22 protein-coding genes are annotated in these 26,428 nt (G+C 62.5%); 3 read left to right on the forward strand and 19 right to left on the reverse strand.

All coding sequences use genetic code 11. The features are described from left to right. Positions 1–75 precede the first annotated feature (75 nt). The 11 genes from MNR02_RS17810 to MNR02_RS17860 all read right to left on the reverse strand — a co-directional run bounded on the left by MNR02_RS17810 (position 76) and on the right by MNR02_RS17860 (position 12,305). On the reverse strand, positions 76–1,089 hold the full coding sequence (locus tag MNR02_RS17810; protein ID WP_241601284.1) for a CorA family divalent cation transporter: 1,014 nt from the start codon (positions 1,087–1,089) through the stop codon (positions 76–78). 9 nt (positions 1,090–1,098) lie between these two features. Then, on the reverse strand, positions 1,099–2,007 hold the full coding sequence (gene ppk2, locus MNR02_RS17815) for a polyphosphate kinase 2 (RefSeq protein ID WP_241601285.1): 909 nt from the start codon (positions 2,005–2,007) through the stop codon (positions 1,099–1,101). 154 nt (positions 2,008–2,161) lie between these two features. Further along, complete coding sequence (locus MNR02_RS17820; protein WP_241949336.1) at positions 2,162–3,622, reverse strand: FAD/NAD(P)-binding protein; 1,461 nt, start codon at positions 3,620–3,622, stop codon at positions 2,162–2,164. Between the two features lie 2 nt (positions 3,623–3,624). Continuing rightward, complete coding sequence (locus tag MNR02_RS17825; RefSeq protein ID WP_241949337.1) at positions 3,625–5,037, reverse strand: LLM class flavin-dependent oxidoreductase; 1,413 nt, start codon at positions 5,035–5,037, stop codon at positions 3,625–3,627. A 228-nt stretch (positions 5,038–5,265) separates the two neighbouring features. Continuing rightward, complete coding sequence (locus MNR02_RS17830; protein ID WP_241949338.1) at positions 5,266–6,480, reverse strand: SfnB family sulfur acquisition oxidoreductase; 1,215 nt, start codon at positions 6,478–6,480, stop codon at positions 5,266–5,268. A 67-nt stretch (positions 6,481–6,547) separates the two neighbouring features. After that, entirely contained in the window at positions 6,548–7,588 is a 1,041-nt protein-coding gene (locus tag MNR02_RS17835) for an isopenicillin N synthase family oxygenase (RefSeq protein ID WP_241949339.1), read from the reverse strand. 215 nt (positions 7,589–7,803) lie between these two features. Next, complete coding sequence (locus tag MNR02_RS17840; RefSeq protein WP_241949340.1) at positions 7,804–9,165, reverse strand: O-acetylhomoserine aminocarboxypropyltransferase/cysteine synthase family protein; 1,362 nt, start codon at positions 9,163–9,165, stop codon at positions 7,804–7,806. Positions 9,166–9,190: 25 nt separating this feature from the next. Beyond that, the gene (locus MNR02_RS17845; RefSeq protein ID WP_241949341.1) at positions 9,191–9,487 is read right to left on the reverse strand and encodes a hypothetical protein; all 297 of its coding nucleotides are present in this window, start codon (positions 9,485–9,487) and stop codon (positions 9,191–9,193) included. Then, positions 9,477–10,265, reverse strand: coding sequence for an ABC transporter ATP-binding protein (locus MNR02_RS17850; RefSeq protein ID WP_241949342.1), 789 nt, complete (start codon positions 10,263–10,265; stop codon positions 9,477–9,479). The genes MNR02_RS17845 and MNR02_RS17850 overlap by 11 nt, the downstream gene beginning before the upstream one ends. Continuing rightward, a complete protein-coding gene (locus MNR02_RS17855; protein ID WP_241949343.1) occupies positions 10,265–11,266 on the reverse strand; it encodes an ABC transporter permease in 1,002 nt (333 codons plus the stop codon). The genes MNR02_RS17850 and MNR02_RS17855 overlap by 1 nt, the downstream gene beginning before the upstream one ends. A gap of 4 nt (positions 11,267–11,270) precedes the next feature. After that, positions 11,271–12,305 (reverse strand): ABC transporter substrate-binding protein, encoded by a 1,035-nt coding sequence (locus tag MNR02_RS17860; protein WP_241949344.1) that lies wholly within the window; start codon positions 12,303–12,305, stop codon positions 11,271–11,273. A gap of 435 nt (positions 12,306–12,740) precedes the next feature. On the opposite strand from MNR02_RS17860, the gene ssuD reads away from it, so the two are divergent. Next, the gene (gene ssuD / locus MNR02_RS17865; RefSeq protein WP_241949345.1) at positions 12,741–13,910 is read left to right on the forward strand and encodes an FMNH2-dependent alkanesulfonate monooxygenase; all 1,170 of its coding nucleotides are present in this window, start codon (positions 12,741–12,743) and stop codon (positions 13,908–13,910) included. Positions 13,911–14,012: 102 nt separating this feature from the next. Here the strand turns inward: ssuD and MNR02_RS17870 are convergent, their stop codons facing one another. The 8 genes from MNR02_RS17870 to MNR02_RS22935 all read right to left on the reverse strand — a co-directional run bounded on the left by MNR02_RS17870 (position 14,013) and on the right by MNR02_RS22935 (position 22,683). After that, positions 14,013–15,686, reverse strand: coding sequence for a glycerol-3-phosphate dehydrogenase/oxidase (locus tag MNR02_RS17870; protein WP_241949346.1), 1,674 nt, complete (start codon positions 15,684–15,686; stop codon positions 14,013–14,015). Between the two features lie 15 nt (positions 15,687–15,701). Then, a complete protein-coding gene (locus MNR02_RS17875) occupies positions 15,702–17,225 on the reverse strand; it encodes an FGGY-family carbohydrate kinase (protein WP_241949347.1) in 1,524 nt (507 codons plus the stop codon). A 68-nt stretch (positions 17,226–17,293) separates the two neighbouring features. Further along, positions 17,294–18,148: a DeoR/GlpR family DNA-binding transcription regulator gene (locus MNR02_RS17880; protein ID WP_241601298.1), complete on the reverse strand. Its 855-nt coding sequence runs from the start codon at positions 18,146–18,148 to the stop codon at positions 17,294–17,296. Between the two features lie 114 nt (positions 18,149–18,262). Continuing rightward, the gene (locus tag MNR02_RS17885) at positions 18,263–19,210 is read right to left on the reverse strand and encodes a D-ribose ABC transporter substrate-binding protein (RefSeq protein ID WP_241949348.1); all 948 of its coding nucleotides are present in this window, start codon (positions 19,208–19,210) and stop codon (positions 18,263–18,265) included. 116 nt (positions 19,211–19,326) lie between these two features. Next, entirely contained in the window at positions 19,327–20,367 is a 1,041-nt protein-coding gene (locus MNR02_RS17890) for an ABC transporter permease (RefSeq protein WP_241949349.1), read from the reverse strand. 12 nt (positions 20,368–20,379) lie between these two features. Beyond that, positions 20,380–21,921, reverse strand: a complete 1,542-nt coding sequence (locus MNR02_RS17895; RefSeq protein ID WP_241949350.1) for a sugar ABC transporter ATP-binding protein — start codon at positions 21,919–21,921, stop codon at positions 20,380–20,382. Continuing rightward, complete coding sequence (locus MNR02_RS17900) at positions 21,918–22,568, reverse strand: DUF2291 family protein (protein ID WP_241949351.1); 651 nt, start codon at positions 22,566–22,568, stop codon at positions 21,918–21,920. Before MNR02_RS17900 ends, MNR02_RS17895 begins: the two co-directional genes overlap by 4 nt. Next, on the reverse strand, positions 22,561–22,683 hold the full coding sequence (locus MNR02_RS22935; RefSeq protein ID WP_256464536.1) for a hypothetical protein: 123 nt from the start codon (positions 22,681–22,683) through the stop codon (positions 22,561–22,563). The genes MNR02_RS17900 and MNR02_RS22935 overlap by 8 nt, the downstream gene beginning before the upstream one ends. Positions 22,684–23,314: 631 nt before the next feature. Between MNR02_RS22935 and MNR02_RS17905 the strand changes: the two genes are divergently transcribed. Next, the gene (locus tag MNR02_RS17905) at positions 23,315–24,865 is read left to right on the forward strand and encodes an FGGY-family carbohydrate kinase (protein ID WP_241949352.1); all 1,551 of its coding nucleotides are present in this window, start codon (positions 23,315–23,317) and stop codon (positions 24,863–24,865) included. Between the two features lie 46 nt (positions 24,866–24,911). Further along, on the forward strand, positions 24,912–26,423 hold the full coding sequence (locus MNR02_RS17910; protein WP_241949353.1) for a glycerol-3-phosphate dehydrogenase: 1,512 nt from the start codon (positions 24,912–24,914) through the stop codon (positions 26,421–26,423). The last annotated feature ends 5 nt before the right edge of the window (positions 26,424–26,428 follow it).

Here is a 26,428-nt window from a genome sequence, read left to right on the forward strand (position 1 = left end):
TGACTCTGCATTTCCCTACTAAAACAATAGAATTTAGATGAGATTGCAAGCCCCTTTTTCGCGGTCTCGCAATCCTCAGAAGCGCAGGCTGATCCCGGCACGCCGCAGCAACCAGTAGAAAAGTCCGGTCGCGGCGATCCCAAGTGCCACGGCCCAGCCGAAACCCGAATCACCGTGGCTGAATGGCAAGCCGGCCGTGTTCATGCCGAAGACGCCCACGACAAGCGTGCCGGGCAGAAGAAGCGCGCTCATGATCGCCATCGCACGAAGGCTGCGGTTGGACTCATCGGCAAGCTCGGCCGCCATTTCCTCCTGAAGCAGTCGGGCGCGATCATTGACGGTGACAATTTCGCGATCCAGCCTTTCGAGACGCAGGGAAAGCCTGCGCAGCACGGCATGAGCGGTTTCCGACAGCATCCAGCCTTCGCGGTCCTCCTCATCGAAGAGCGCCACCATGCCGGCGACGGGCCGATGCAGGGAGACCGCAAGACGGCGGACCTCCTTCAGGCTGCGCCGTTCGTCGCTCAGCCGTTCGGTGACGATACGATCCTCAATGGTATCGAGCAGGCCCGAGGCCTCCTTGAGCCGAAGATTGGTGTTCTTGCAGAAGGCGGCGACAATGCCTTCGAACAGTTCGTAGGCCGTGGCGGGCGCAAATCCCTCGGAGAACGAGCGGCGCACCCTATCCACCGCGGCGAGCGGATGACGCCTCGCCGTGACGAGAAGCCGGTCGGTCAGCGCGAAATGCAGCCGTCCGACGACAGTCGTCACGCGTCCCATGTCCTGTTCCAGGTCGACCACGACGCCGTGGGTGGTGCCCGCCTCATGGCCCAGCACCAGGCTCTCGTCGTGCCCGTCGAGGACGGCACGTGCGGCGATGGGAAGGGCACAGCGCCCGGTCAGCCAACCGTGCATGCGCTGATCGACGAGATCGACATGCAGCCAGACCCACCCGCTGCCATCGGCCAGTGCCGTATCGAGATCCTGCGGCGCGATCGGCCGCACGCGGCCGCCGCCTTCTCCACGCCATGCGCCGACGAGCCCGGGCGCATGTCCGCTTTCACTCTCATTCAGAAGGGCCAGGGACATGACCGCGCGTCAGAAAACCTCGGGAACGTACATTTCGTCCGGCGGCTCGCGGCGGATGTAGTCGTCGTGCCGCACGCGCTCGGGCAAGTCGACAGCGGCCTTCGGCACATCCTCGTAGGGCACCTGCGCAAGAAGGTGGGCAATGCAGTTCAGGCGCGCCCTCTTCTTGTCGACGGCCTCGACGATCCACCAGGGTGCCTCGGGAATGTGCGTACGTTCCAGCATCTCTTCCTTGGCCTTGGTGTAGTCCTCCCAGTGAACGCGGCTTTCCAGGTCCATCGGAGACAGCTTCCATTGCTTCAGCGGATCATGGATACGCATGCGGAAGCGGAATTCCTGCTCGTCGTCGGTGATCGAGAACCAGTATTTGATAAGGATAATGCCGGAGCGGACGAGCATGCGCTCGAATTCCGGCACCGACCGGAAGAATTCCTCCAGTTCGTCGGGCGTGCAGAAGCCCATGACGCGCTCGACACCGGCGCGATTATACCAGGAGCGGTCGAACAGCACCATTTCGCCGGCCGTCGGAAGATGCGGCACGTATCGCTGGAAGTACCACTGATTGCGCTCGCGCTCGGTCGGTGCAGGCAGGGCGACAACGCGGCAGACGCGGGGGTTAAGCCGCTGGGTGACACGCTTGATGGCGCCGCCCTTGCCGGCGGAATCACGGCCTTCAAACAGCACGACCACCTTGAGCTTCTGGTGCTGAACCCAGTCCTGAAGCTTGACCAGCTCGTGCTGAAGGCGAAACAGCTCGCGGAAATAGATGCGGCGCTCCAGCGTCTGCGCAGGCGCCTCGGACATGCCCTCAGAGATGAGGTCGTCCAATCGATCCTCCTCGATCTGCATTTCCAGCTCCTCGTCGAAGCTGTCGGCAATTTCCGCCTTGATGCGGTTCAGATGATTATCGTTGAACATGACCGGTATCCGCCAATGGAAGCTGCGCCCGGAAGCGGCCGCCGCCGGGGTCAGTGAGGCGCGTGCGGACCGGGAGGCCAGCATCGGCGCGGCTTAGAGATAGGAAGGCTTCATGAAGGTATTGTGACGGCAGCCACGTGCATGCCGTCGCGCCTCAGTCGATCCGGCATTCCCCCGCCGTGACCGTTTGCGAGGCAGGCCGAGCCAGTGCCGCTGCGACCCGCTCAGCCACGAAGACTGCATGCTCCGTCACCTGGGGAAGGCCCATAAGTTCCCCGAACGTGCCGCGGGCAAGCGGTCCGGCGACGTGGATATCTCCGACGTTCATGCCGTCTTCGCCGATCGCGCGGCTTTCGGCATCGACCGCTATGCCGAGACCGACGCTGTCGACCTTCAGAACGCCGGCCTCGGCAAGTCCGGCAAGAAAGGGCTGGCTGGACAGGATGCTGCCATGCCCCGGCCCTGTTGCCAGCACGACGGCATTGTATCGCCCTTTAAAGGGCAGACCGCCGCGGCGCGGGCGAAACGTGACAGCGATCGTGTCGTCCGGTTCGCGGACGACCGAAACAAGCGATGCCGCATGAAAGCCGAGACCACCGGTCGAAAGACGCTGCTCGATGGCCGCCTCGACCTGCGGGGCTATGCGGAAGCGGTGGACATCCCAGTAGGGCCGCAGAAAGCGCACCAGCCGTCTTCGCTCGGCAACCGGCAAGGCGCGCCAGATGTCACCACCCTGCGCCCGCAGCCGATCGAATACCGCATGCCATGTCACGCCGTGCGCCTCGGCGACTGCGATCGTACGACGAACCTGCCGCAACAGAGCACGCGCCGTGCGGCTCGGCGGATCGACGAACTCGCCGAACGGCTCCTGCGGGAGCAGATTGTGGCCGCGCGAGCGCAGCCCGCGCCGGGAAACGGCGGTAATATTGCCGGAATGGCCGGCCGCGTCGAGCGCCGCGATGATGTCGGCCGCCGTCAACCCCGTTCCGACGATAAGCACACGGTCGTGCGCACGGATCGCCGCGAGCGCCGATGGCCTCGTCGCGTCTGCGACGTAACGAGGGTGCCCGGCAAGCGCCCGCTCGATGGCAGCCGGCGCCTGCGGCCCCGGATGGCTTGTCGCCAGGACGAGGTGGTCGGCCACGAGGCTGGTGCCATCCTCCGCCTCGATCCGCCATGCCTTGCCTGCCGGCTCGATTGCGACGACGCGCGCCCTGTGATGTTCGACAGCGCCCGCCGCCAGAAGCGGCTGAAGGTGGGCTGCAACGTAACGCCCGAAGGTCGAGCGGCGCGCGAAGACGTGCCCATCGGGCGTCGTCGCTTCCGCATCGTCATCGAGCGCGCCTGTCTCGAGCAGCCAATCCTGAAAATGTTCTCCCTGGCTCGGAATGAGCGACATGCGCGACGCCGGCACATTGATGCGGTGGACCGGTACGGCCGTGTCATAGGCAAGTCCGCCGCCGAGCGTGGCACGCGGCTCGTAGACGACGATCCGGACAGCCGCAGCACCTACAAGACCGGCGAGATGATAGGCCAAGGCCGCCCCGGTGAAGCCACCGCCGATGATGGCAACAACAGGCCGGGCCGGTCCTTTGTGCTGGAAAGGCACGGTCATGCTCACCCCGCGATCTTCACGGCCGAGATCACCTCAGCTTCGCGCTGTTTCAACGCCTCGATATCCCTGTAGCTCTCCGCCGGGTGGGACTTCGGCAGATATGCCCCCTCCCCGAAGAGCTTCTCCCGCAGCGTTCCCGGCTTGTAGGCCGTGGGATAGGCGTCGCGCTTCTGCAGTTCTGGCACGATATGACTGACGACATCCTCGAAACTGTCCGGTGTGACGGCATAGGCGATGTTGAATCCATCGACATCGGTATCCGCCACCCATTCCTGCAGGATATCGGCGATGCGCTCCGGCGATCCGACAAAGACCGGCCCCATGCCACCGATGCCGCCGAACTGTGCCAACTCGTCGATGGTCCACGACTTGTCGCCGCCGGCAATGTGCTCGACGAAGGAGTGGATGGCGTTGGTCTCGATCCTCTCCACCACGTCGGTCGGCGCATACTGCCCGAAATCGATGCCGCTCCAGCCCGACATGAAGGTCAGCGAGCCATCATAGGACACGTAGTCGCGGTAGTCCTCGAATTTCTTCTGCGCCTTCTCTTCCGTTTCGTCCGTAATGATGGTGACGAGCGTGTAGATATAGACCTTCTTCGGATCGCGGCCGGCGTCGGCAATCCGCTGGCGAATGTCGGCGACATAGGCCTTGAGCACGGCCTTGGTCGGCGCGGCCACGAAGATGCACTCGGCATGCGCGGCGGCGAAAGCCTTGCCGGGGCCGGACGCACCGGCCTGATACAGCACCGGCGTGCGCTGCGGCGAGGGCTCCGTCAAACCGTAGCCCGGCACCTCGAAATACTTGCCCTTGTGAGCGATCTCGTGAACCTTTTCGGGATGGGTGAAGATGCGATTTTGGCCATCGCGCACAACGGCGCCCTCTTCCCAGGACCCCTCGAGCAGTTTGTAGAGCACTTCGAGATATTCGGCGGCGACTTCGTAGCGGTTGTCATGCCGGCGAAGACCGCCCTGCCCCACATTCTTCGCCCCGCTCTCCAGATAGGAGGTGACGATATTCCAGCCCACGCGGCCCTTGGTGTGATGATCCGCCGTCGCAAGCCGCCGCGCGAAGGTATAGGGGTGCTCGAAGGACGTCGACGCGGTGATGCCTATACCCAGATGCTTCGTGGCAAGCGCGATCGGCGCTGCCAGCTGGAGGGGATCGTTCACCGGAATCTGCGCGGCCTGGTGGATGGCGTGGTAATTCGAACCCTTGTAGACATCGTAGTAACCGACGACGTCGGCGATGAAGATGCCATCGAAGACGCCGCGCTCCAGCGTGCGGGCAAGGTCCTGCCAGTAGTCCAGGTCCTTGTACTTCGAGGACTTGTCGCGCGGATGCGCCCACAGGCCCGGTGACTGGTGGCCCACGCAGTTCATGTCGAAGGCATTGAAGCGAATGTGGCGTGCCATTTGTGTCTCCAGAGGTGGGGAATGCCGAGCGGCTTCCAGTTCTGGCTGAGAATAATGCTCCGGTTCATTAAATACAGAAATTCCATATTTTATATAGATTAATTATGGAAATCGCTTTTCAACGGAACCGTCGGGGTGCCAGATGCACCGATGGGGGCTCGGTCGATAGAAAAGACCGCAATCCCCAGAGATTGCGGCCAGGCGACCACCCCCACCACGAGGTTGATTTCACAGCGCTCCGTTTCTCGGCGGAATAACATCGTTGAGATGATAGTTGCCCACGACGTGGTACTTCCAGCGCACCGGATCATGCAGCGTGTGTGTACGGGCATTGCGCCAATGGCGTTCGAGGTTGAGGCCGCGCTTCGTCGCGGATGTGCCGGCAAGCTCGAAAAGCACGTTCGTTGCGTCGATGACCAGCTCCGTCGTCAGCACCTTGGCAGCGGCGACAGCAAGCGTCGCGGCGACCGCATTGTCCGCGTTGAGGCTCACCTGCGCCTGGTCGATCTTCCGCCCGGCCCGCTCCACCGTCGCCTCGGCCGCCTCAATACGGATCGCCAGATCGCCGATGCGTGCAATGGTCAGCGGATCATCTGCGGCACGCTCGACGCCCGAATCCATCCAGGGACGTGCCTTGTCGCGCACATAGCCGATAAGTTCCTTGAAGGCGGCGCGAGCAATGCCCAGATCGACGCCGGCGTGGATGATCTGGCCGACGGACCCGATCGTACCCGGCCGTTCAAAGCCCTTCTGATGCGGTACGACGGCATCGGCGGGAACATAGACGTCGCGCAGGATCGTCGTACCGCTTCCCGTCGTGCGTTGACCGAAACCGTCCCAGTCATCGACGACCTCGATGCCGTCGGTCTCGCGCGGCACGAAGGACATCGTCAGCCGCTCCTGGTCGTCCACGGCGAAGACCGTTACCCAGTGGGCGAACAGTACACCCGTCGAATAGAACTTCCGCCCATTGATGCGAAAGCCCGCCCCGTCAGGCGTGATGCGCGTGTTGTAGTCCCCGACCGTTTTCGTACCGACTTCCGAAAGGGCATTGCCGAAACGGTCGCCGGCAAGCGCGCGGCCGAAATAGAAGCGCTTCTGCGCCTCGCTCCCGTCATGGCGCAAGGCCTCGAGGATATAGAAATGGTTCTGCGGAATCTGCCCGATCGAGCTGTCGGCTTCCGACAGGATCGCCGTGACCTCGGCAAGCACCGCATTCGAGACGTCGATGCCGCCGTATTCGGCTGGAACCGTGATCGCGAGCAGGCCCGAGTCGGAAAGCCTGTCCAATTCCTCGTGTGGCAGCGCGCGTTCGAAATCACGCCGACTGGCACCTCCGGCGAATTCAGCCGCAAGGGCGCGGGCAATCGACAGCGCCTCTTCCTCGCTTGCGATGCGATTGGCCGCCTTGGGAGGCTGTACGAGCGTGGTGACGCTGCTCATGGATCTTCCTTTCTAAGTAAGGGCGGTATCGGCGCTCGTGTGGCGGCGCTGGAAACCGCGACCTGCATCATGCTTTCGCGGGCTTCTCCAGAAGATGGAGCAGGTCGGCATGGTGCCGCTCGGCCACATCGGGGTGCGAGCGCAAACGGCTTTTCAGGTGGTTGACGCCGACCTCGCGAAAGATGGGATTGAGCGGATCGACCGTGACGCCGCGCTCGCCGCGCTTCAGTTCTTCCGGCAGCGGAATAACCGGGATGATCGCGTCGTAACGCGCGCCGAGGAAGAAGGCGACCGAGAAGCGCTCCACACCGGCCGGCGGCGTGACGACATCATGCACGTCGGCGCGCACGAAACCGTTCGTCGCCAGTTCGAGCAGCTCGCCGCTGTTGATAACGAAGGTGCCCGGCACCGGAGGCGCCTCGATCCAGACACCCTCTTCCGTGCGGATGCGCAGGCCGGGCGTCGTATCCTGCAGCAGGACCGTGACGAAGCCGCCATCTTTGTGCGCACCGACGCCCTGGTCACTGCCGGCGGCCTCGCGGCCCGGATAGCGGATAATCTTCAGGAGCTGCGACGGCGTCGGCTCGTAGATGTCGGCGAAGGCATTTTCCGGCTGTCCCAGCGAAAGCGCGATCGCCTTCAGCACGTCGATGCCGATGCGTGTGACTTCCGCCTGATAGCGCAGGAGAAGCGGCTTCAACTCCGGCAGTGCCTCGGGCCATTGATTGGGTCCGTGAAGCCGGTCCCAGGGGGTGTCTACGCCACCCTCGACAGCCTCGCCCTCGGTGTTGATGTCGAGCTGTTCGCGCCAGTCCTGCTCGCCACGGGTCCGCTCGTATCCGGCTCGATTGTAGCCGCGGAAATGCGGCGACCTCACCATCTCGATCGACAGCTTGTCTGCCTCCGGCAGGGCAAAGAATCGCTTCGAAACCGCGATCACATCGTCGATCAGACTCTGCGGAACGCCATGCCCCGTGAGGTAAAAGAAGCCGTGATCATGCAGAATGCCGGTCAGTTCCCGGATGAAACCATCGCGTTCTGCGGCATCGCCGTAGAACCGTGAAAAATCGATCGTCGGCAGATGAACCGGCTTGGTGTGTATCGTCATATCGGAGGTCCCGCGTTGTTCTGGCGTGGCCGGAAAATCCGCCGCGCCCGTGATCTGACACGAGACTAGCGGTAGCCCCGCGCAAATACAGAAATTCTATCTTTTTTATGCGGTTAAAGGTGAAATGCATTTCTTTTTGCGCAACCGGCCTTTTAGCAAGGGAAGCCCCGGCGCGGGAGGAGGTACGCCGGGGCCATGCCGATCGAACGGACGGATCAGGCCAGTGCAATGGCGCGTTCGAGATCGGCGATCAGGTCTTCGGGATGTTCGAGGCCGATGGACAGGCGCACATAGCCGGGCGTGACGCCTGTCGCGAGCTGATCGTCCTGCGACAGTTGCGAATGGGTCGTCGTTGCGGGGTGGATCGCCAGCGAGCGGGCATCGCCGATATTGGCGAGGTGGTAGAAAAGCTGGAGCGCGTCGATAAAGCGGCGCCCCGCCTCGCGCCCGCCCTTCAGCTCAAAACCGATAAGCGCACCGAAATGGCCGGGCTTGAAGTATTTTTCGGCACGGGCACGGGCCGTTCCATCCTGGAATTTCGGGAAGATGACGCGCTCGACCTTGGCATGGCCTTTGAGATAGTCGGCGACCTTCACCGCATTCTCGTTGTGCTGGCGCAGACGCAACGGCAGGGTTTCGAGGCCCTGAATGAACTGGAACGCATTCTGCGGGCTGATTGCAGCGCCGATGTCGCGCAGCAGCACGGCACGGGCACGCAGGATGTAGGGGTGGAAGCCGATCACCGACGCCTTATCGATCCAGGTCTTGCCCTGATAGCTCGCGTCGGGCTCCGTGAGGTTCGGCTGCCGCGTTGGGTTTTCCGTCCAGGGAAAGCTGCCGCTATCGACGATCGCGCCACCAATAGAGGTGCCGTGTCCGCCGATATATTTCGTTGTCGAATAAACGACGACAGCGGCGCCATGCTCCAGCGGCCGGATGATCAAGGGAGCGGCAGTGTTGTCGATAATCAGCGGGACGCCGTGCCGGCGGCCGATTGCAGCGACTTCGGCAATCGGGAAGACTTCCAGCTTCGGGTTTGGCAGGGATTCGGCGTAGTAGGCGCGTGTGCGTTCATCCGTCGCCTTCTCGAACGCCTCAGGATCGGCAGCGTCGACGAAGCGCGTCTCGATGCCGAAGCTCTTGAGCGTAGCGGCAAACAGCGCCCAGGTGCCGCCGTAGAGGCCCGCGGCGCTGACGATATTGTCTCCGGCACGCGCAAGATTGAGGATAGCGAATGCCGACGCCGCCTGTCCCGAGGAAACCGCCAGCGCAGCCGCACCGCCCTCCAGTTCGGCCAAGCGTTGCTCGAAGACATCCTGCGTCGGGTTTGAGACACGGGTATAAAGATGGCCCGGCGCCTCAAGCGCAAAGAGCTTGTCCGCCCCTTCGGTGCCGGGCAGTTGGAACGAGGAAGTCTGGTAGATCGGAACCGCGACCGCGCCCGTCGTCGGATCGAACCGGAAGCTTCCGCCGTGGAGCGCGATGGTTTCGGGATGACGGCTCTTGAAGGTCGCGTTTCCGGCGGGAACGTCGATGATATCCGGCTCGGCGACCTCTGGGGATTGATGAATCGTCATGACATTTCTCCTTTGATGAGGCGCGTCAGGCGCGCGCGGGACGAGCCGACAGCAACGCGCCGGCAAGGAATAGGCTTGCTGCAGCCCAGAAGGCTTCCGGCGCGTACCACCGGATGCCGTAGAGGTGATCGTCGGTGCAGAGTGCCTGGGCGAGCGCACAAAGGTCCGTCGCCCCGGCAATGCAGGTGACGGCCTGGCGGACGGTCAGGTAGTCCGCCTCAACGACCTTGCTGAAGATCAGCCACCACCAACCGATCGCGACGAGGGAGAAGGCGCCCCCCGCGGCTGCGACGATCGGATAGGTTCGGGCGCTAGACGTCATGGGAGATCCCAAGCTTTTCAAGCAGTTCGCGACGAAGCGCCACAAGACCGGCATCATCGCGACGACGCGGATGAGGCCGATCGACGCGAACCTCCGCAACGATGGACGCCGGACGGTCCGAAAGCACGATCACCCGATCGGCGAGAAGCAGTGCTTCCTCGACATCGTGCGTCACGAGAAGCGCGGTGAAACCGGCGCTCTTCCAGAGGTCGAGAAGCTCGTTCTGCATTCTCAGCCGCGTCAGCGAGTCGAGTTTGCCGAAGGGCTCGTCGAGCAACAGCAGCTTGGGGTCGTTGACGAGGGCGCGGGCAAGGGCTGCGCGCTGGGCCATGCCGCCGGACAGCTGATGCGGGTAGACATCGGCAAAGCCCTCGAGCTTCACTAGTTTCAGCACCTCGTCGATACGGTACTCCCGCTCGCGGATTAGGCCCCGCGCCTCAAGACCGATGGCGACATTGTCTCGTACCGTGCGCCAGGGAAACAGCGTCGCGTCCTGAAAGACGAGGATGCGATCCGGATTGGGCGCGGCGATCGGCAGGCCGTCCTCCAGCACGTTCCCCACGGTGGGTGTCTCCAGCCCGGCGGCAAGCCTCAGAAGCGTGGACTTGCCGCACCCCGACGGTCCGAGCAGGGCAACGAATTCCCCTGGCTCGATAACGAGGCTCACATCGTCGAGAACCTGAAGATTCCTGCCGTCGAGGTCGTAGTGGTGTGTGACGCCTTCGATGTCGAGGGCAATGCTGTTGGCGACAGCGTTTTCCGCAGGAGCAAGGGCCATCAGAGAATCCCCTTCTGCCAGCCGAGCAGACGGTCGCGCACCACGAAGAGGAGACGCACGAGGCCAGCGCAGATCAGCGCCATGATGATGAGGGCGGCATAGACATTGGCGTAGGCCGAATAGGCCGTGTTGAACTGGAGATACCAGCCGAGGCCGAACTTCGCGCCGAGCATTTCGGCGACGACCAGCACGGCGAAGGAGTAGTAAAGGCCCATGAAAACGCCGACGAAGACGTTCGGCAACGATGCGGGAATGGCAACCTTGAAGATGAGGAAGCGATTGCTGGCGCCGAGCGTACGAGCGACATCATAGAACGAGCGGTTGACCTGCCCGACACCGGCGGCCGTGAGGATGGCGACCGGAATGCCGGATGCCAGCGCCACGAGGAAGATGGACGCGTGGAAAGTGGTCGGAAAGAGGAAGAACGTGCAGGGGATCCAGGCACTTGCCGGAACGGGTCCAATCAGTTTGAGAAGCGGCATGCCCCAATAGGCGAACCGCTTCGACCAGCCGAGCGCCACGCCGCCGGCAAAGCCCACGAGAATGCCCGAAAAGAAGCCGAGACCCCAGAGCCGCCCGGTATAGGCGACGCAGATCAGCAGCCGCTCCCAATCCGTGACATAGACATGCAGCAAACCCTGCGGTGGCGAAAAGAACGGTTTGGGCAACCAGCCGAGCTTTGCAGTCAGCACTTCCCAAATCGCAAGCCATAGGCCGAGGACGATGAACCAGGGCCCATAGTGCACAAGGGTACGTCCCAGGCCGCCGAGCCGGTGCACCGTCACCGACAGCACAAGAAAGAAGGCTGCGCCGAGAAGCGTCACGATTGCGAACAGCTCCGTTGCACCCCAGGTGATGACATCGGGCAAGCCGTAGGTCACGGCAGAGGCGAGCAGCCATGTTCCGGCTGCCAACAGGCCGTTTCGCCAGAGGCCGGTGACGGGCAAAGCGAGGGATCGCCGCCCTGCTCCGCCGAATGTACCCTCTATCGCAGCGCTCATGGCATCACGCGAAGATGTCTATGGTGATGCGGTTTGCGATCTCGTCCGGGTCCGTCGACGCATCGATGACGCCGGTCAGCTTGAGATCCTCGTAACCGATCTTAACCTCCTTCAGCAGCTCCTTGCCGAACCAGTGGTCGTGGTAGGTGAAGGACGAGAGGACTTCCGTCAGGTCCTCCAGCGGAAGGCCCGGCTTCAGCGTATCGAAATACCATCTGGCAACCTCGTCAGGGTGTTTCGCCGTGTACTGGTGGATTTCCAGATTGGCAGCGGCAACGCGCTTGATGGCATCCTTGTTGGCTTCGTAATAATCGCCATTGACGCCGAGCACGCAGCAGACGCGGTCCGTGAAGGTGCCGGTCTGCGTGTCCGCGACGCGGCGGAAGCCGTGTTGCTTTTCATAGGAATAGGCCCAGGGATCCATATGCGCAACGGCATCCGCCTCGCCCTTCAGCACGCCCTCCGCCACCAGATCGAACGGGAAGACCTTCCAAGTAACGTCTGTTTCGGGATCGAGGCCAGCTTTGGCGAGCGCGACGGAAAAGGCGACGCGCGAAGGCGACATCACATCGAAGGTGCCGATCGTCTTACCCTTGAGGTCCGTCAGCGTCTTGATGTCGGAGTCCGGCTTGACGAGCACGCTCTGGCAACCGCCATGCGAGCCGGCAAAGAGCCGCACGTCGAAACCCTGCTCGATGGGCTTCAGCCAGTCGTACAGCAGGCCCGGCCCGGCTTCCGCCTTGCGGGTGGCGAGCGCCTGGATCAGGGTCTGGCCGCTCGCGCCCTGATAAAACAGCTCCACATCGAGACCGTGCTTGGCATAGATGCCCTTGGAAAGACCGAAGCCGACAGGCGAATGGCAGGCCGCCACTTCCGTCCACTCCAGCTTGATCGGAATCGGATTGCCGGCGATCGCATAGCGCGTCGAACGGGCGCCGACGACGCCGGCCGTGGCGGCTGCCGCTGTCACCCCTGCTGCCTTGATCAGGCTGCGACGCGAAAAGCCCTTTGATAACGTGGATTCGGATTGCTGGCTCATCATTGGTCCCCTCGACTGTTGATGGCACCAGCTTAATCGAAACGTCTATTGTTTATAGATTTTATAGATTATTTCTGGTGGTAAGGTGGGAATATTGTTTTGCGCGGCGCCCCCGCCCGCGCATTCTCGTCCTCACCAAGGCAAGAGGGCATCGATTTCCTCCGCCGTGAGGCAGAGCCCCAGGCCCCGCGCTGAACGCTGGAATGAATATGGTGTCAGCCAAGTCTTGTTGAAGCGCCGCATGCCGGCTCAAAAACTTTGGCAGACACCGAACGCGTTTCCGCACATTCGCGGATCGCGATAAAAATCCACCGGGCCTCGTCACAAGAGAATTAAATTCCTTATGGAAACTATAGAATTTATTATTCTCGGGGAAACGCCTGTTTCCGCAGGCGCATCACCAGACGACGCCATGCGCACCGCAGGAGACATTTCGTGACCAAGACAGCCACTCCCCTTGATTTCCTGTGGTTTATCCCGTCATCCGGTGACGGTTCCTATTTGGGCTCTGACAAGCTGAGCCGCCCTTCGGATCCAGGCTACTTCCGCGAGATCGCCGTTGCCGTTGATCGGCTGGGTTATTCGGGCGTGCTCATCCCGGTCGGGGCGGCCTGCGAAGAGTCCTTTGTGCTTGCCGCGGATCTCGCCGCACGCACGGAAAAACTGAAATTTCTCGTCGCCATCCGTCCCGGCACGGCAACCCCAGCCTATTATGCCCGGCTCGCCTCGACGCTTGACCGCGTGTCGAACGGCCGCTTGCTGCTCAACATCGTCGTGGGCGGCAGCGCGCAGGAACTGGCCGGCGATGGCATCTTCCTGCCGCATGACGAGCGCTACGATCACGCAGCCGAATTCTTCAAGGTCTTCAACGAACTGATCGAAACCGGCAAGTCCAACCTCGACGGCAAGTATATCAAGGCAATCGACGCCCAGCTTGGCCTTCCTCCGGTGCAGCAACCGCGCCCGCCGATCTATTTCGGCGGCTCCTCGGACGCTGCAATAGACTTCGCCGGCGGCCTCGTCGACAAGTACCTCACGTGGGGCGAGCCGCCGGCGCAGGTGGCCGAAAAGATCGCGCACGCCCGAAAGGCCGCCGCTGCCAAGGGCCGCGATGCCTCGTTCGGCATCCGGCTGCATTTCATCGTCCGCGAGACGGACGACGAGGCGTGGGAGGCTGCCGACAGGCTGATCTCCCATCTTTCCGACGAGGCGATTGCAGCGGCACAGGACGTGCTGACCAAGAATTCGGATTCGGTCGGCCAGGCGCGCATGGTCGCCCTTCACAACGGCCGCCGCGACAAGCTTGAAGTCTCGCCCAACCTGTGGGCCGGCATCGGGCTTGTGCGGTCCGGCGCGGGCACCGCGCTGGTCGGCTCGCCGAAGACGGTTGCCGCGCGCCTGCGTGAGTATCAGGACCTCGGCATCGATACGGTCATCGCCTCGGGTTATCCGCATCTCGAAGAGGCCTACCGCGTCTCAGAACTGCTCTTCCCGGAACTCGGCCTGCCCGGGCCGCGCAACCAATTGCGTGCCTCGTTCGGACACCATCAGGTCTTCGGCGGCGGTGGCCACGGCGGCAACGTCAAGCTCACATCCGCCTCCTGAGCGCCTTGCTCGTAGACCGGGTACGCCGGGTCCTCCGGCGTACGCTGTCACAACGGATCCTCTCCATTGCGGTCAGGTTTGATCTGGGGACAATCGCGCGGCTTAGAGGCTGACGCGGTTGAACGTTGTGAGATGCGCGGTCACGGAAGCCAGTTCAGCGGCCAATTTGTCATCGTTCCAGCCGAGAGCCGTCGCCGCAACGCGTGCGATCTCATCGAGCCCCGCTGCCGTCAGCTTGCCTTCGATGGCAAGCGTCGTGCGCCGCATGACGATATCGGCGAGATGGCCGACCATCTCATTACGCACGACCCAGTCGATTTCACCTTGGCCATAACCCTCGGCGTGAGCGAGCGGCTGGTCGCCCACCTTACGGATATGCGCCAACACAGCGTCGGCGGTCGTGCCGTAACGCGCAAGCAGTCCCTCTATCCGAGACGCCGGAAGGCCACTCTCCGCCGCACGCCGGGCAATCCACGCCTTGCGTGCCGCGTCGTCCGTCGGAAAATCTCGTCCGCCGCCGATCGGCAGCATCTGCGTGCTGACGATGCGGCTACGACCGATGCGCGAAAGGATCGTGTCGGCGACTTCTTCGGCAAATCCACGGAACGTCGTCCATTTGCCGCCGACCAGCGAGATGACCGGGAACGGTCGTCCCTTGGCCGGCTCTGCGACCGGTGCAGAATGGTCGCGGCTGATCAGGCCCGGATTGCTGGCGTCTGACGCCGGAAGCGGGCGGATGCCACTATATGCATAGACAATCTGGTCGCGACTGAAATCGAGCTTCGGCAGGAGCGAGCGCAGGCTGGCGATGAAGTAGTCGATCTCGTCTTCCTCGCAGCGCACGGTATCAGGATTATCGGCCTTGATATCCGTCGAGCCGACCAGGGCGAGCCCGAGAAAATCGTAGACGAGGCAGATACGCCCGTCGTCGGCCTCGAAATAGATCATCCGGCCCTTCAGGCTCTTCACCAGTTCCGGGTGCTGCAGCAGGATATGCGAGCCCTTGGTACCTCCGATGAGCTTGCCCGATATGCCTAGCGTTTCATTGACGTGATCGATCCACGGGCCGGCGGCGTTCACCACCGTCCCGGCGCGAACCAGCCGTTCGACTCCGTCTGCGTCGCGCAGCGTGATCAAACCGTCCCGTTGGCCAACCAGCGTGGCGCCATTCATCGCGCCGGACCCCGTGCTGGCGTCGAGACCATCGCGCACCAGTTCCCAGACGAGCCGCTCGGGCCGGCTTATCTTGGCATCATAATAGATGCCGCCGGCAACGATGCGCGGCGTCAGCGCGGGCATTTCCTGAAGCGCCTTGCGGCGGAAGAAGAACTGGTGCTTCGGCATTACGCGATGGCGCGCGCCGTAGAGGTCATAAAGCGCAAGGCCGATCTTGATGAGCACAGCACCACGGCTGCGCGGCGCGGTGGTGGAGCCGAGAAGCGTGCGCAACGCGGCAAAAGCCCCCTTCATGAGCGAGAAGGACGGGATAAAGGTCGGCAGGGGCTCCACGCAATGCGGCGCGTTGCGCAGAAGCAGGTTGCGCTCCAGCGTCGACTGCGCGACGAGGCCAAGCTCGCCGGTCTCCAGATACTTGATGCCACCGTGGATGAGGCGCGAGGGCGCTGCGCTGGTGCCGGCGCCGAAATCCGACTTTTCGACAATGAGGCACTTCAGTCCCTGGAGGCAGAGGTCGCGAAAGAGCCCTGCCCCGTTGATGCCCGCACCGAGAATGATGACGTCGAATGTTTCGACCGCATCGGCTGCCATGTCCGTCATGATGGGTATGTCCTGTTACTGTACCGCGCCGCCGAGACGCCGCAGCGTCGGCCAGAGCGGCTTCATCGCCTCGGCGAGATCGAGAAAGACCCGGTACTTCTCGTCATAGGCTTTCTGCCTGTCAGGGTCCGGCTGATAGATCGTTTCGATCGACGCCAAATCGCGGGGATCGTCCGTCGGAGAGGCGAAAAGCCCCGCACCCGCACCGGCGCAGAGCGCCGCGCCCCAGGCCGCAGCCTCCTCGGTGCGCGTCGCCGTCACCGGCATACCGAGAATGTCGGCGAAGAGACCGGCCATGGCCGGATTGCGCGAAACGCCGCCCGTCAATCGTGCAGAACTCGGTTCAAAGCCGTCGCGCAAGGCTTCGACATGGACGCGGTGGTTGAACGCGATGCCTTCCAGGACCGAGCGCACCAGATCGCCACGATCGTGCCAGGCATTAAGGCCATAAAACCCGGCGCTCGAGGCCCCTCCGAAGGGTGAGCCAAAAAGATAGGGATGGAAGAAAACGCTCGACGGGCGCCCACGCGCCGCCTCGAATTCCTTGCCGAGGATGGTGTGAATGCTCTGGCCGGCAGCTTCCGCCGCCTTCGCGTCGCCAGCGCAGAACTGATCGATGAACCAGTCGTAATTGGCAGTCGAGGCCGGTGAGATCGACATGCTGTTCCATTCACCGGGAAGGATGCCGTTGCGGCAGAACCAGCGCGCATCGACCTTCGGCGCACGCGACACCGTCTCATTGATCGAGTAGGTGCCGGCAATGACGGCGACGACACCCTCGCCGTACCCACCCATGCCGAGCGCGGAGGCGGTGACGTCGTGGAGACCGGCCATGACGAGCGTGCCCTCGACGAGGCCCGTGAGGCGCGCGGTGGCCGCAGTCACGCCGCCGACGACCTCGGTAGAGCCTGCGATCGGTGGCTGCCGGCCGACGAGCCCGTCCAGTCCGAACAGGCGCAATGCGTCGTCAGTGTAGTCCTGGGTGCGAACGTCGGTGAAGGAGGTGCTCGCCTCCGTGCGGTCCGTGCCGATCGTGCCGCAGAGGCAGAAGCGCAGCCAGTCTTTCGCGGCGATGAAATGCGCAATCCGCGCGTAGCGCTCAGGCTCGTTGTCGCGTATCCACCTCAGGATGGCGGAAGGCGCGGAAGCGTGTGGCTTCTGGCCGGTCAGGGCAAGCGATCGTTCGCCGATCTCGGTGCTGTTCCAGGCATCCGCAATCGCATCGGCGCGCGTGTCCAGCGACACGATGGCATTGCCGAGCGGCCGCGTCTCCTTATCAAGCAGGTAGATGCCGTCGCCATGCGCCGTGGCCGCGATGGCGACGATGTCGGAAGCCGGCCGGCCGCAGGCGGCAACCGCCTCGCGGATCGCATCGGCCGTTGCCTCCCAGAGGCAATCCATATCGCGCTCAACATGCTGCGGAGCGGGGATGAGCTGTGGAACGCGCCGGCGGGCGGTGGAAAGGACCGTTCCATCCGTATCGAAAATTACAGCCTTCGTTACGGTCAGGCCGCTGTCTATACCCAGAATGCAGGGCATCATATTCTCCATTCTCAAGCGTAGGAGAAACGGCGCCAGGCATCAGTCGGTCCGCAATAGCGAACCCTTCAGCCGGACCGCTCTCCGTCCGCCACTATCACGTTGATCCCCTTCGAGCGCAGGCGCGACAGATGGGAGACCGGAATATCCTCATCGACGATCACGGCGTCGAATTCCTGCAGCGTCGCGAAGTGATGCAGCGCGCGCCGCTCGAACTTGGTGTGATCAGCCAGAAGTACGCGCCTAGATGCGCATTCGAACATCGCGCGTTTCGTCTCTACCGTCTCGGGCGACTGGTGATAGACCACGTCGTCGACGATGGCCGACAGCGACATGAACACGGTATCGGCGCGCAGCCGGCGGATTTCGTTGGTGGTGATGTGCCCCATGAAGGCATTGCACCAATGGTAGAACTGCCCCCCGAGACAGATGAGGTTGATGTCCTTCACCTCCTTCAGCTCGGTGATGAGGACGAGCGAATTGGTGATGACCGTCAGAGGCACCTTGGCCGGCAGGAAACGCGTCATCTCGTGGACGGTTGTCGCATCGTCCATGAAGATGGCCTGCCCCGGCTCGACGAACTGCATCGCTGCCTTCGCGATGGCCTTCTTCTCCTTGGCCTGCTTCGTCGCGCGATAAGCGTCGGAGGATTCGATCAGGCTGGTGGGCGCTGCGGAAACGATGCCACGCGTCTTGCGAAACAGCCCGCGGCTGACGAGTTCATCGACATCGCGGTGGGCGGTCATCAGGCTGATGCCAAAACGTTCGGTCAGATCCTCGATGCGCAGTGAGCCTTCGGCAATTACCGCCTCGGCAATCATCTGGCGTCGCGCGATCTGCCGGGCCTGCCGGCTGTCGCTCGGCAGTTCCTCCGAAAGCAAATCCTTGACATCGACTTTCTTGTTCACGGGAAATCCTGCCATGCTTCGAGGTGAGAGCTGTCGTATCTCGTATCGGGCGGCAAGGAGAATGCCAAGCTGACCGGGCGGTGCCCTGGATCCGGGTGGGAGCGCCCCGAAAGGCGCTCCCAGTCTTGATTACTCGCTCAGAACGAACGGAGCGGTGTACTTGTCGACGTTGTCCTTGGTGATCAGCAGGCAATCGAAGAGCTGCTTTTCGGTTTCAACGCCGGTCGAGCCCGTCTTGATGACGTTGTCGGCCTGCTTGACGGCTGCTTCCGAGAAGACGGCAACCGGCTGGAGAACGGTGTACTGCAGTTCACCGGCCTTGATCGCGGCAACAGCGTCAGGCGAACCGTCGAAACCGCCGACCTTGACCTGGTCGAGCTTGCCGGCTTCCTTCAGGGCCGCGATGGCGCCAAGGGCCATTTCGTCGTTACCGCTGATCACGCCGATGATGTCCGGGTTTGCCTGAAGCAGGGACTGCATCTTGGCGTGGCCCTTCGTGCGGTCCCAGTCAGCCACTTCGCGGCCGACCTTCTCGAGGTCCGGGTACTGCGTCAGGACGGTTTCGTAACCGTTGGAGCGCGTTGCGGCGTTGTTGTCCGAAGGCGCGCCGAACAGTTCGACATACTTGCCCGTCTCGCCGACCGACTCGACCCACTGCTGCGCACCGAGAGCGGCACCCTGGGCGTTGTTCGAGACGAGCTGAGCCTTGGCAAGGCCTTCCTGGTTGATCTCAGCGTTGACGAGAATGACCGGGATACCGGCAGCAACGGCCTTCTTGACCGCGCCGACAGAACCGTCGGCGTTGGCCGGGTCGAGGATGATCGCAACCGACTTGTTGGTGATCGCGGTGTCGATCAGGTTGCTTTCAGTGTTCGTGTCGCCCTTGTGTGCGCCGACATTGGCCGTGTAGCCCAGGCCTTCAGCCGTATTCTTGGCAACTTCGCCTTCCGTGAACCAGTACGGGTTGGACGGATCGTTGACGATGACGGTGATGAGGCCTTCGGCCCAGGCCGAGCTGAACAGCAGCGGCACGACGGCAGTTGCTGCGAAGAGGATACGCATACCTTTTTTGAACATAGTCTCACTCCCTTTGTTGAGTCTGTTGACGCCGATTTTCGGCAATACTTTCCGCTGCCGGCTCCTCGATGGTCCGCCTCGTCCGGCCGCGGTCAGTTCCAGTCAGCCGTCGCGTTTCAGCGACGGCCGTATTTGACGCTGTTCAGAAGAACGGCGGTGACGATAACGGCGCCGGTGAAAACCGTCTGCCAGTATGCGGAGACGCCGATAATCACGAGGCCGTCCGACAGGAACCCGATCACGAAGGCGCCCAGCATCGTGCCGATGACCGTGCCGCGGCCGCCCGTCAGCGCCGCGCCACCGATGACCACGGCCGCAATGGCCGTCAGTTCGTAGGTGGTGCCGGCAGTCGGGCCTGCGGATGTCAGCTGCGAGGACAGGACGAGGCCGGCCACGGCAGCGCAGATGCCGGAAAGCACATAGACACTGATCTTGACGCGCTTGACCGGCACGCCCGACAGTTCTGCTGCGCGCTCATTACCGCCGGAAGCATAGAGCCAGCGGCCGAAGGCGGTGCGCGTCAGGATAATGTGGCAGACGACGGCGAAGACCAGCAGCACAATCACACCGATTGGAACGCCGGCCAGGCGGTTGAAGCCGAGCCAGTCGAAGCCGGTATTGCCAAGCTCCGGACGACCGCCAAGATTGTTGTAGGTTAGCCCGTTGGTCATCAAGAGAGCGATACCGCGGGCGACGTAGAGCACGCCGAGCGTGGCGACGAACGCCGGGACACGCAGATAGGCGATGAGTACGCCGTTGACCGCGCCGACGACCGCACCGAGCAGGCATGTCAGAACCACGACGACCCAGACAGACGGATAAAGGATCACTCCGATCTGCGGCAGCGTCACGCCCTGCATCAGGAAGCCCGCAACAACGCCGGCAAGCCCGAGCGTCGAACCCACGGACAGGTCGATACCGCCATTGAGGATGACGAGCAGCATGCCGATGGCCAGCAACCCGAAGATCGCCACGTGCGACGCCATGATCAGGAAATTGTTGATCGTGAAATAGTTCGGCGACATCAGCGAGAAGACGACCACGATGGCGATCAACGCGAAGAAAGCGCGGCCTTCGAACAGCAGTTCGACAAGGCTTTTCTTGCGCTTGCCGCCGCTTGTCGCCGCCTTCGTGTCTATTGCAGGTGTGACTGACATGCTTCAGCGCTCCTAATGGGCATGCACGGCTTCGCCGGAGGCGGCCATGATCTGTTCCTTGGTCGCATCGGGACCGAATTCTGCGGAGATGCGGCCACGCCGCATGACGATGACACGGTGCGCAATGCTGAGGCACTCGCCGACCTCGGAGGTCGTGTAGACAACGGCAAGTCCCTGCCTTGCGCGCTCGGCCAGCAGCTTGAACACTTCCGCCTTGGCGCCGATATCGATGCCGCGGCTGGGCTCGTCGAGCAGGATGACCTCAGGGTTGGTCGCCAGCATCTTGCCGATAACCACCTTCTGCTGGTTGCCGCCCGAGAGCGAACCAATTGCGGCATCGCCTCCGTCCGTCTTGATGTGCACTTTGCGGATCGCGTTGCCGACAAGATCAAGCTCTTTGCCGGCGGACGTGAAGAGACCGCGGGTGAAGGAGCCGATGCTGGCAAGCGAGAGGTTTCGCCCGACAGTCATGGTCTGCACCAGACCGTCGCGCTGGCGATCTTCCGGCACGAGCACGAGACCGTCGCGAATGCACTGCGCAATCGACTGGCCTGTTACGTCCCTACCCTTCAAAAGCACCTTTCCGGCGGTTGGCAAGAGACGTCCTGCGGCCGTTTCCAGCAATTCCGTGCGCCCTGCCCCCATGAGGCCATAGATGCAGACGATCTCGCCCTCGCGCACCGACAGCGACAGGTCGTCGACGACCGAATAGCCGGCACCGCCAGGATCGGGAACCGTCAGACCTTCGATGGAAAGCGCGACGCCGCCCATCTCATAACCTGTTGGCGGCGAGCCAAGATCGAAATTTTCACCGACCATGTGGCGCACGATCCATTCCAGATCAATGTCTTCCCGCCCGGCATAGGCGGTCATGGCGCCGTCGCGAAGAACCACCGCGTGGTTTGTGATCTGCAGCGCCTCCTCGAGGTGGTGCGAAATGTAGACGATGGAGACGCCGCGGGCGGTCAGATCGCGGATGACCTTGAACAGCACCTCCACCTCGGACGCACTGAGCGCCGAAGTCGGCTCGTCCATGATGAGAATGCGCGAATTGACGGACAGCGCGCGGGCGATCTCGACGATCTGCTGCTGACCGAGGCGCAATTCCTCTACCGGGGTCAGAGGATCGATATCCTCTTCGAGCTCTTCCATCAGGAGGCGCGTCTGGCGCTCTTCTTCTGCGAAGTCCACGCCCGTCGCCGTCATGATTTCGCGACCCATGAAAATGTTATCGCGGACGTTCATGTTGGGAGCGAGGCTGAGCTCCTGATGGATGATGGAGATGCCGCGGTCGCGTGCTTGGGAGGATGACGCGAAGGCGACAGGCTCCCCATCGAGTATGATTTCGCCGGACGTGGGCTGTACCACGCCGGACAGGATTTTCATCAGCGTCGACTTTCCGGCGCCGTTCTCGCCGAACAGCGTCGTCACTTCGCCGCGGCGAATGTCGAAGTTCACACCCTTGAGAGCGTGGATATTGCCGTAGGATTTCGCCACGTTGCGTGCAGCAAGGACGACTTCACCCTTCTGGCCGATGTCGGCAACTTCGCTCATTGGACGTCGAACCTCACGGGCGTGACGATCCAGCTCTTCGGGTTGACCAGCTTGAAGACGCCGATGACAGTTACGGTCTTGCCCTCGATCGTCGCAGGATCGAGATCCCCGAGGACGACCTTCTTGACCTCGTTGTTGATGGCAGAACCGGCATCCTGATATTCGATCTGGTTCTTGAACTGGCCGAACTCGATCTTGCCCGTCGCGTCGCGCAGGTCCGTGCCGTTCAGTGCCGGCCCGGTCTGGACGCGCACGGTCAGCTCAGCGGGCAGGCCCTCGACCGCAACGACATTGTAGTTTGCCTTGCGCTCGCCGAGCACGCCAGTGAATTTCACAGGAAAGACCGGCCCGACGGACGTAGCGACGCCATACTTTTCACCGGCGGCCTTCCTGTCGGCCGCAATGGCCTGCGACAGCTCGACCGCATCGACGGCGCGCTCTTCCACATTCTGCGTGATGAGCGGGAACTGCTCGGCGCCGAAGGCGACCGGTGAGAACTTCTGCACCTGGACATCAGCGTCCGAGCCGATCGTCACGATCTTCGTGTCGAAGGCCATGGCGCCGACGAGCACGATGGCGGCGGCAATGCCAAACCAGCGATAGGACCGCGCCGGCTGCGGCGATTTCGAGAGCGTGGCTTCAGTCATGTCCGTTGGCCTTGAGATAGAACGAGGAGGTTGTCAGCGAGGACGGCGACGACAGGAACGGCGCATCGCTCATGCGGCGACCGTTTACGGGCATCTGGAGATCAGAAGATGTCACGACGTCCTCCCATGAACCGCGCTGGCCAGATCTCCTCACCTGCTTCGCGCTGCATTGCACACATCTTCGCATCTGCGGTATGTGCACGTTATATGTCCCAACACATATGTTAAGTTAACACAGGCTGTCAATCGGGCTTTTTGCGGCAATCCACATTCATTCGCGATGACTGCCCTCGTCGAAACGTCAGAATTCCCGCCCCGACAGAAACAAGCCAGACAGAGTGAAATCGTCGCCTTGGAAGCATAGAGAAACCCGATATAATGCTGATTTTACTCAATTAACCTCGCAAGCCGTGTGAATACAGGGCACTTTTCGACAACGTATGAGAACACAATCACAATCTGGCACACGATGCTGGGACCTCAAAAATTGCGTCGACGCAACAAGCACCACAACCTGGGCTTACCTTGAAAAAAACTCCACAGGCCGAAAATTTTTCCGAGACATGCGATAACTTTGTGTTATCTTCCATCGCGAGGTACGGAATATCTGCGTTCATTTCCTTTTGGCGTCACCGCCGAACACGAAAAAGCACGCACTTCCGGAAAGACTTGTCGGGAGGATTGAATGCCCTGTTTCGGATCAGGCAACGCGGCGGCCACCGCTTCGCGTGGCGTGGGTGCGCGACATGACTGAGTCGCATGATCTGATCATCGGCATCGATGCCGGCACGTCGGTCATGAAGGCGGTGGCCTTCAGCCTGAACGGCCGCCAGATTGCCAGCGCCTCGGTGCGCAACAGCTACAAAACGGGCGACGACGGGTCCGTCACGCAATCCCTGGACCAGACCTGGCACGACTGCACACGCGCACTGCTCGGACTGGCGGAAAAGATCGATCGTCTTGCCGAACGTACCGCTGCCATCGCTGTCACAGCACAGGGCGACGGCACCTGGCTCGTCGGCGCCGGAAATCGCCCGGCTGGCGATGCTTGGCTCTGGCTCGATGCCCGTGCTGCCTCCACCGTCGAGCGCCTTGCCGCTACCGACGAGGATAGGGCGCGATTCGCTGCGACGGGAACGGGCCTCAACACCTGCCAGCAGGGCACGCAACTGGCCCATATGGACCGTTATTATCCCGAGCTCCTCGCCGGGGCGGAAACGGCCATGCACTGCAAGGACTGGCTCTATCTCAACCTGACGGGCGTGCGCGCGACGGACCCGTCCGAGGTCAGCTTCACCTTCGGTAATTTCCGAACACGCCAGTACGATACGGATGTTTTGGCCGCCCTTGGCCTCACGCATCGGCGCAACCTGCTGCCCGAGGTCATCGACGGCACGCAGACATCGCACAAGCTGACGGCGGCCGCGGCGGCGTCATCCGGTCTCAGGGCCGGCACGCCTGTCTGCCTCGGCTATGTCGATATGTGCATGACAGCGCTGGGGGCCGGCGTACGCAGCGAGGGCCGCAACGCCGCCTGCTCCGCCATCGGCTCGACCGGCGTTCACCTGCTGGCCAAGGCTGTAGAAGACGTCGTTCTGAATGCCGAACGCACCGGATACGTGATCGCCCTTCCGATTCCGGGCATCGTCACCCAGGTCCAGACCAATATGGGCGCGACGATCAACCTCGACTGGTTGCTGCAGGTGGGCGTCGGCATGCTGGGCGAGTTCGGCGTCAACGTCGGGCTGGACGAGATGATCGCCCGCGTCGACCAATGGTTTACGGCAAGCAGGCCGGGCAACATTCTCTATCATCCCTATATTTCGGAAGCCGGGGAACGCGGGCCATTTGTCAACGCACGCGCGCGTGCCAATTTCACCGGCCTTTCCAGTCGCCATCGCTATCCCGATCTCGTTCGCGCCGTGGTCGAGGGCCTCGGAATGGCAACGCGCGACTGCTATGCCGCCATGGGGGGCCTGCCCTCCGAGTTGCGCGTGAGCGGCGGAGCAGCCCGGTCAGCCTCCCTTCGACGCACGCTCGGCGCCGCCCTTGGAGCGCCCGTGCGCGTCAGCACGCGCGAAGAAGCCGGAGCCGCCGGCGCCTCGATGATGGCAGCTGTCGCCATCGGCGCCTACAGCACCATGGACGACTGCATCGCCGATTGGGTGACACCCGAGCTGGGCGCGGCCGAACAGCCTGATGCAGAAGCATCCGAACGTATGACACGCCTTTTCACCGCCTATGCGGATGTGCGCCGGGGCATCGCGCCCGCCTGGGACATCCTTGCCGCGCGTTGAGGACAACGACGATCGTGCCGCCGCGGCGGCGCCAGAGGAGACTGATATGAACGAGCCAAAGCTTATTGACCTCTTCGTCATCGGCGGGGGCATCAACGGCGCGGGCATCGCACGCGACGCTGCCGGACGCGGCCTTTCCGTGGTACTCAGCGAAAAGGACGATCTTGCCGAAGGCACATCCTCGCGCTCGGGAAAACTGGTGCATGGCGGCCTTCGCTACCTTGAATATTACGAGTTCCGCCTGGTACGCGAGGCGTTGATCGAGCGCGAAGTGCTGCTCAACGCGGCGCCGCACATCATCTGGCCGATGCGTTTCGTCCTGCCGCATAGCCCGCAGGACCGGCCGGCCTGGCTGGTACGCCTAGGCCTCTTCCTCTACGATCATCTTGGCGGCCGCAAGAAATTGCCCGGCACACGCACGCTGGACCTGAAGCGCGATCCCGAAGGCACGCCGATCCTCGACCAGTATACGCGCGGCTTTGAATATTCCGATTGCTGGGTGGATGACGCCCGCCTCGTTACGCTGAACGCCATCGGCGCCGCAGAAAAGGGCGCCGTCGTGCTGACCCGCTCGCCGACCGTATCGGCCCGCCGCGAGAACGGCGCCTGGACGGTCACGACGCAGAACAGCGTGACCGGTGAAAGCAGGATCTTCCGCGCAAAGTGCCTCGTCAACTGTGCAGGCCCGTGGGTCACTGACATCATCAACCGCGTCGCCGGCTCGAATTCCGCACGAAATGTCCGCCTCGTGAAAGGAAGCCACATCATCGTTCCGAAATTCTGGGCGGGCGCGAACGCCTATCTGGTCCAGAACCACGACAAGCGTGTCATCTTCATCAATCCCTATGAGGGCGACAAGGCGCTGATCGGCACCACTGACATCGCCTATGAAGGCCGCGCCGAGGATGTCGCCGCCGACGAGGCCGAAATCGATTACCTGCTGACGGCCGTGAACCGCTACTTCAAGGAGAAGCTGCGCCGGCAAGATGTGCTGCACTCCTTCTCCGGCGTGCGCCCCCTCTTCGACGATGGCAAAGGCAACCCCTCTGCTGTCACCCGCGACTATGTCTTCGATCTCGATGAAACCGGCGGCGCACCGCTGCTCAACGTGTTTGGCGGCAAGATCACGACATTTCGCGAACTTGCCGAGCGCGGCATGCACCGCCTGAAACATATTTTCCCGAATATGGGCGCGGACTGGACCGAGAAGGCACCCCTGCCCGGCGGCGACATGCCAAACGCCGACTACGAGACCTTCGCCAACAGCCTGCGGGACACCTATCCCTGGATGCCGCGCAAGCTCGTCCAGCACTATGGGCGCCTCTATGGCACGCGCACGAAATCTGTCGTCGGCAGTGCCACGGGCATCGAAGGCCTCGGTCGGCATTTCGGCGGGCAGCTCTATGAAGCGGAAGCCCGCTATCTCGTCGAGAAGGAATGGGCGCTGACGGCGCAGGACATTCTCTATCGTCGCACCAAGCACTACCTTCACCTGACTGAATCCGAACGGGCCGCCTTCGCGGACTGGTTCAGCACCAGCCGCCTTACAGCGGCGTGAGGATG

The sequence above is a fragment of the Shinella sp. H4-D48 genome, from assembly GCF_022637395.1.
GTDB lineage: Bacteria > Pseudomonadota > Alphaproteobacteria > Rhizobiales > Rhizobiaceae > Shinella > Shinella sedimenti.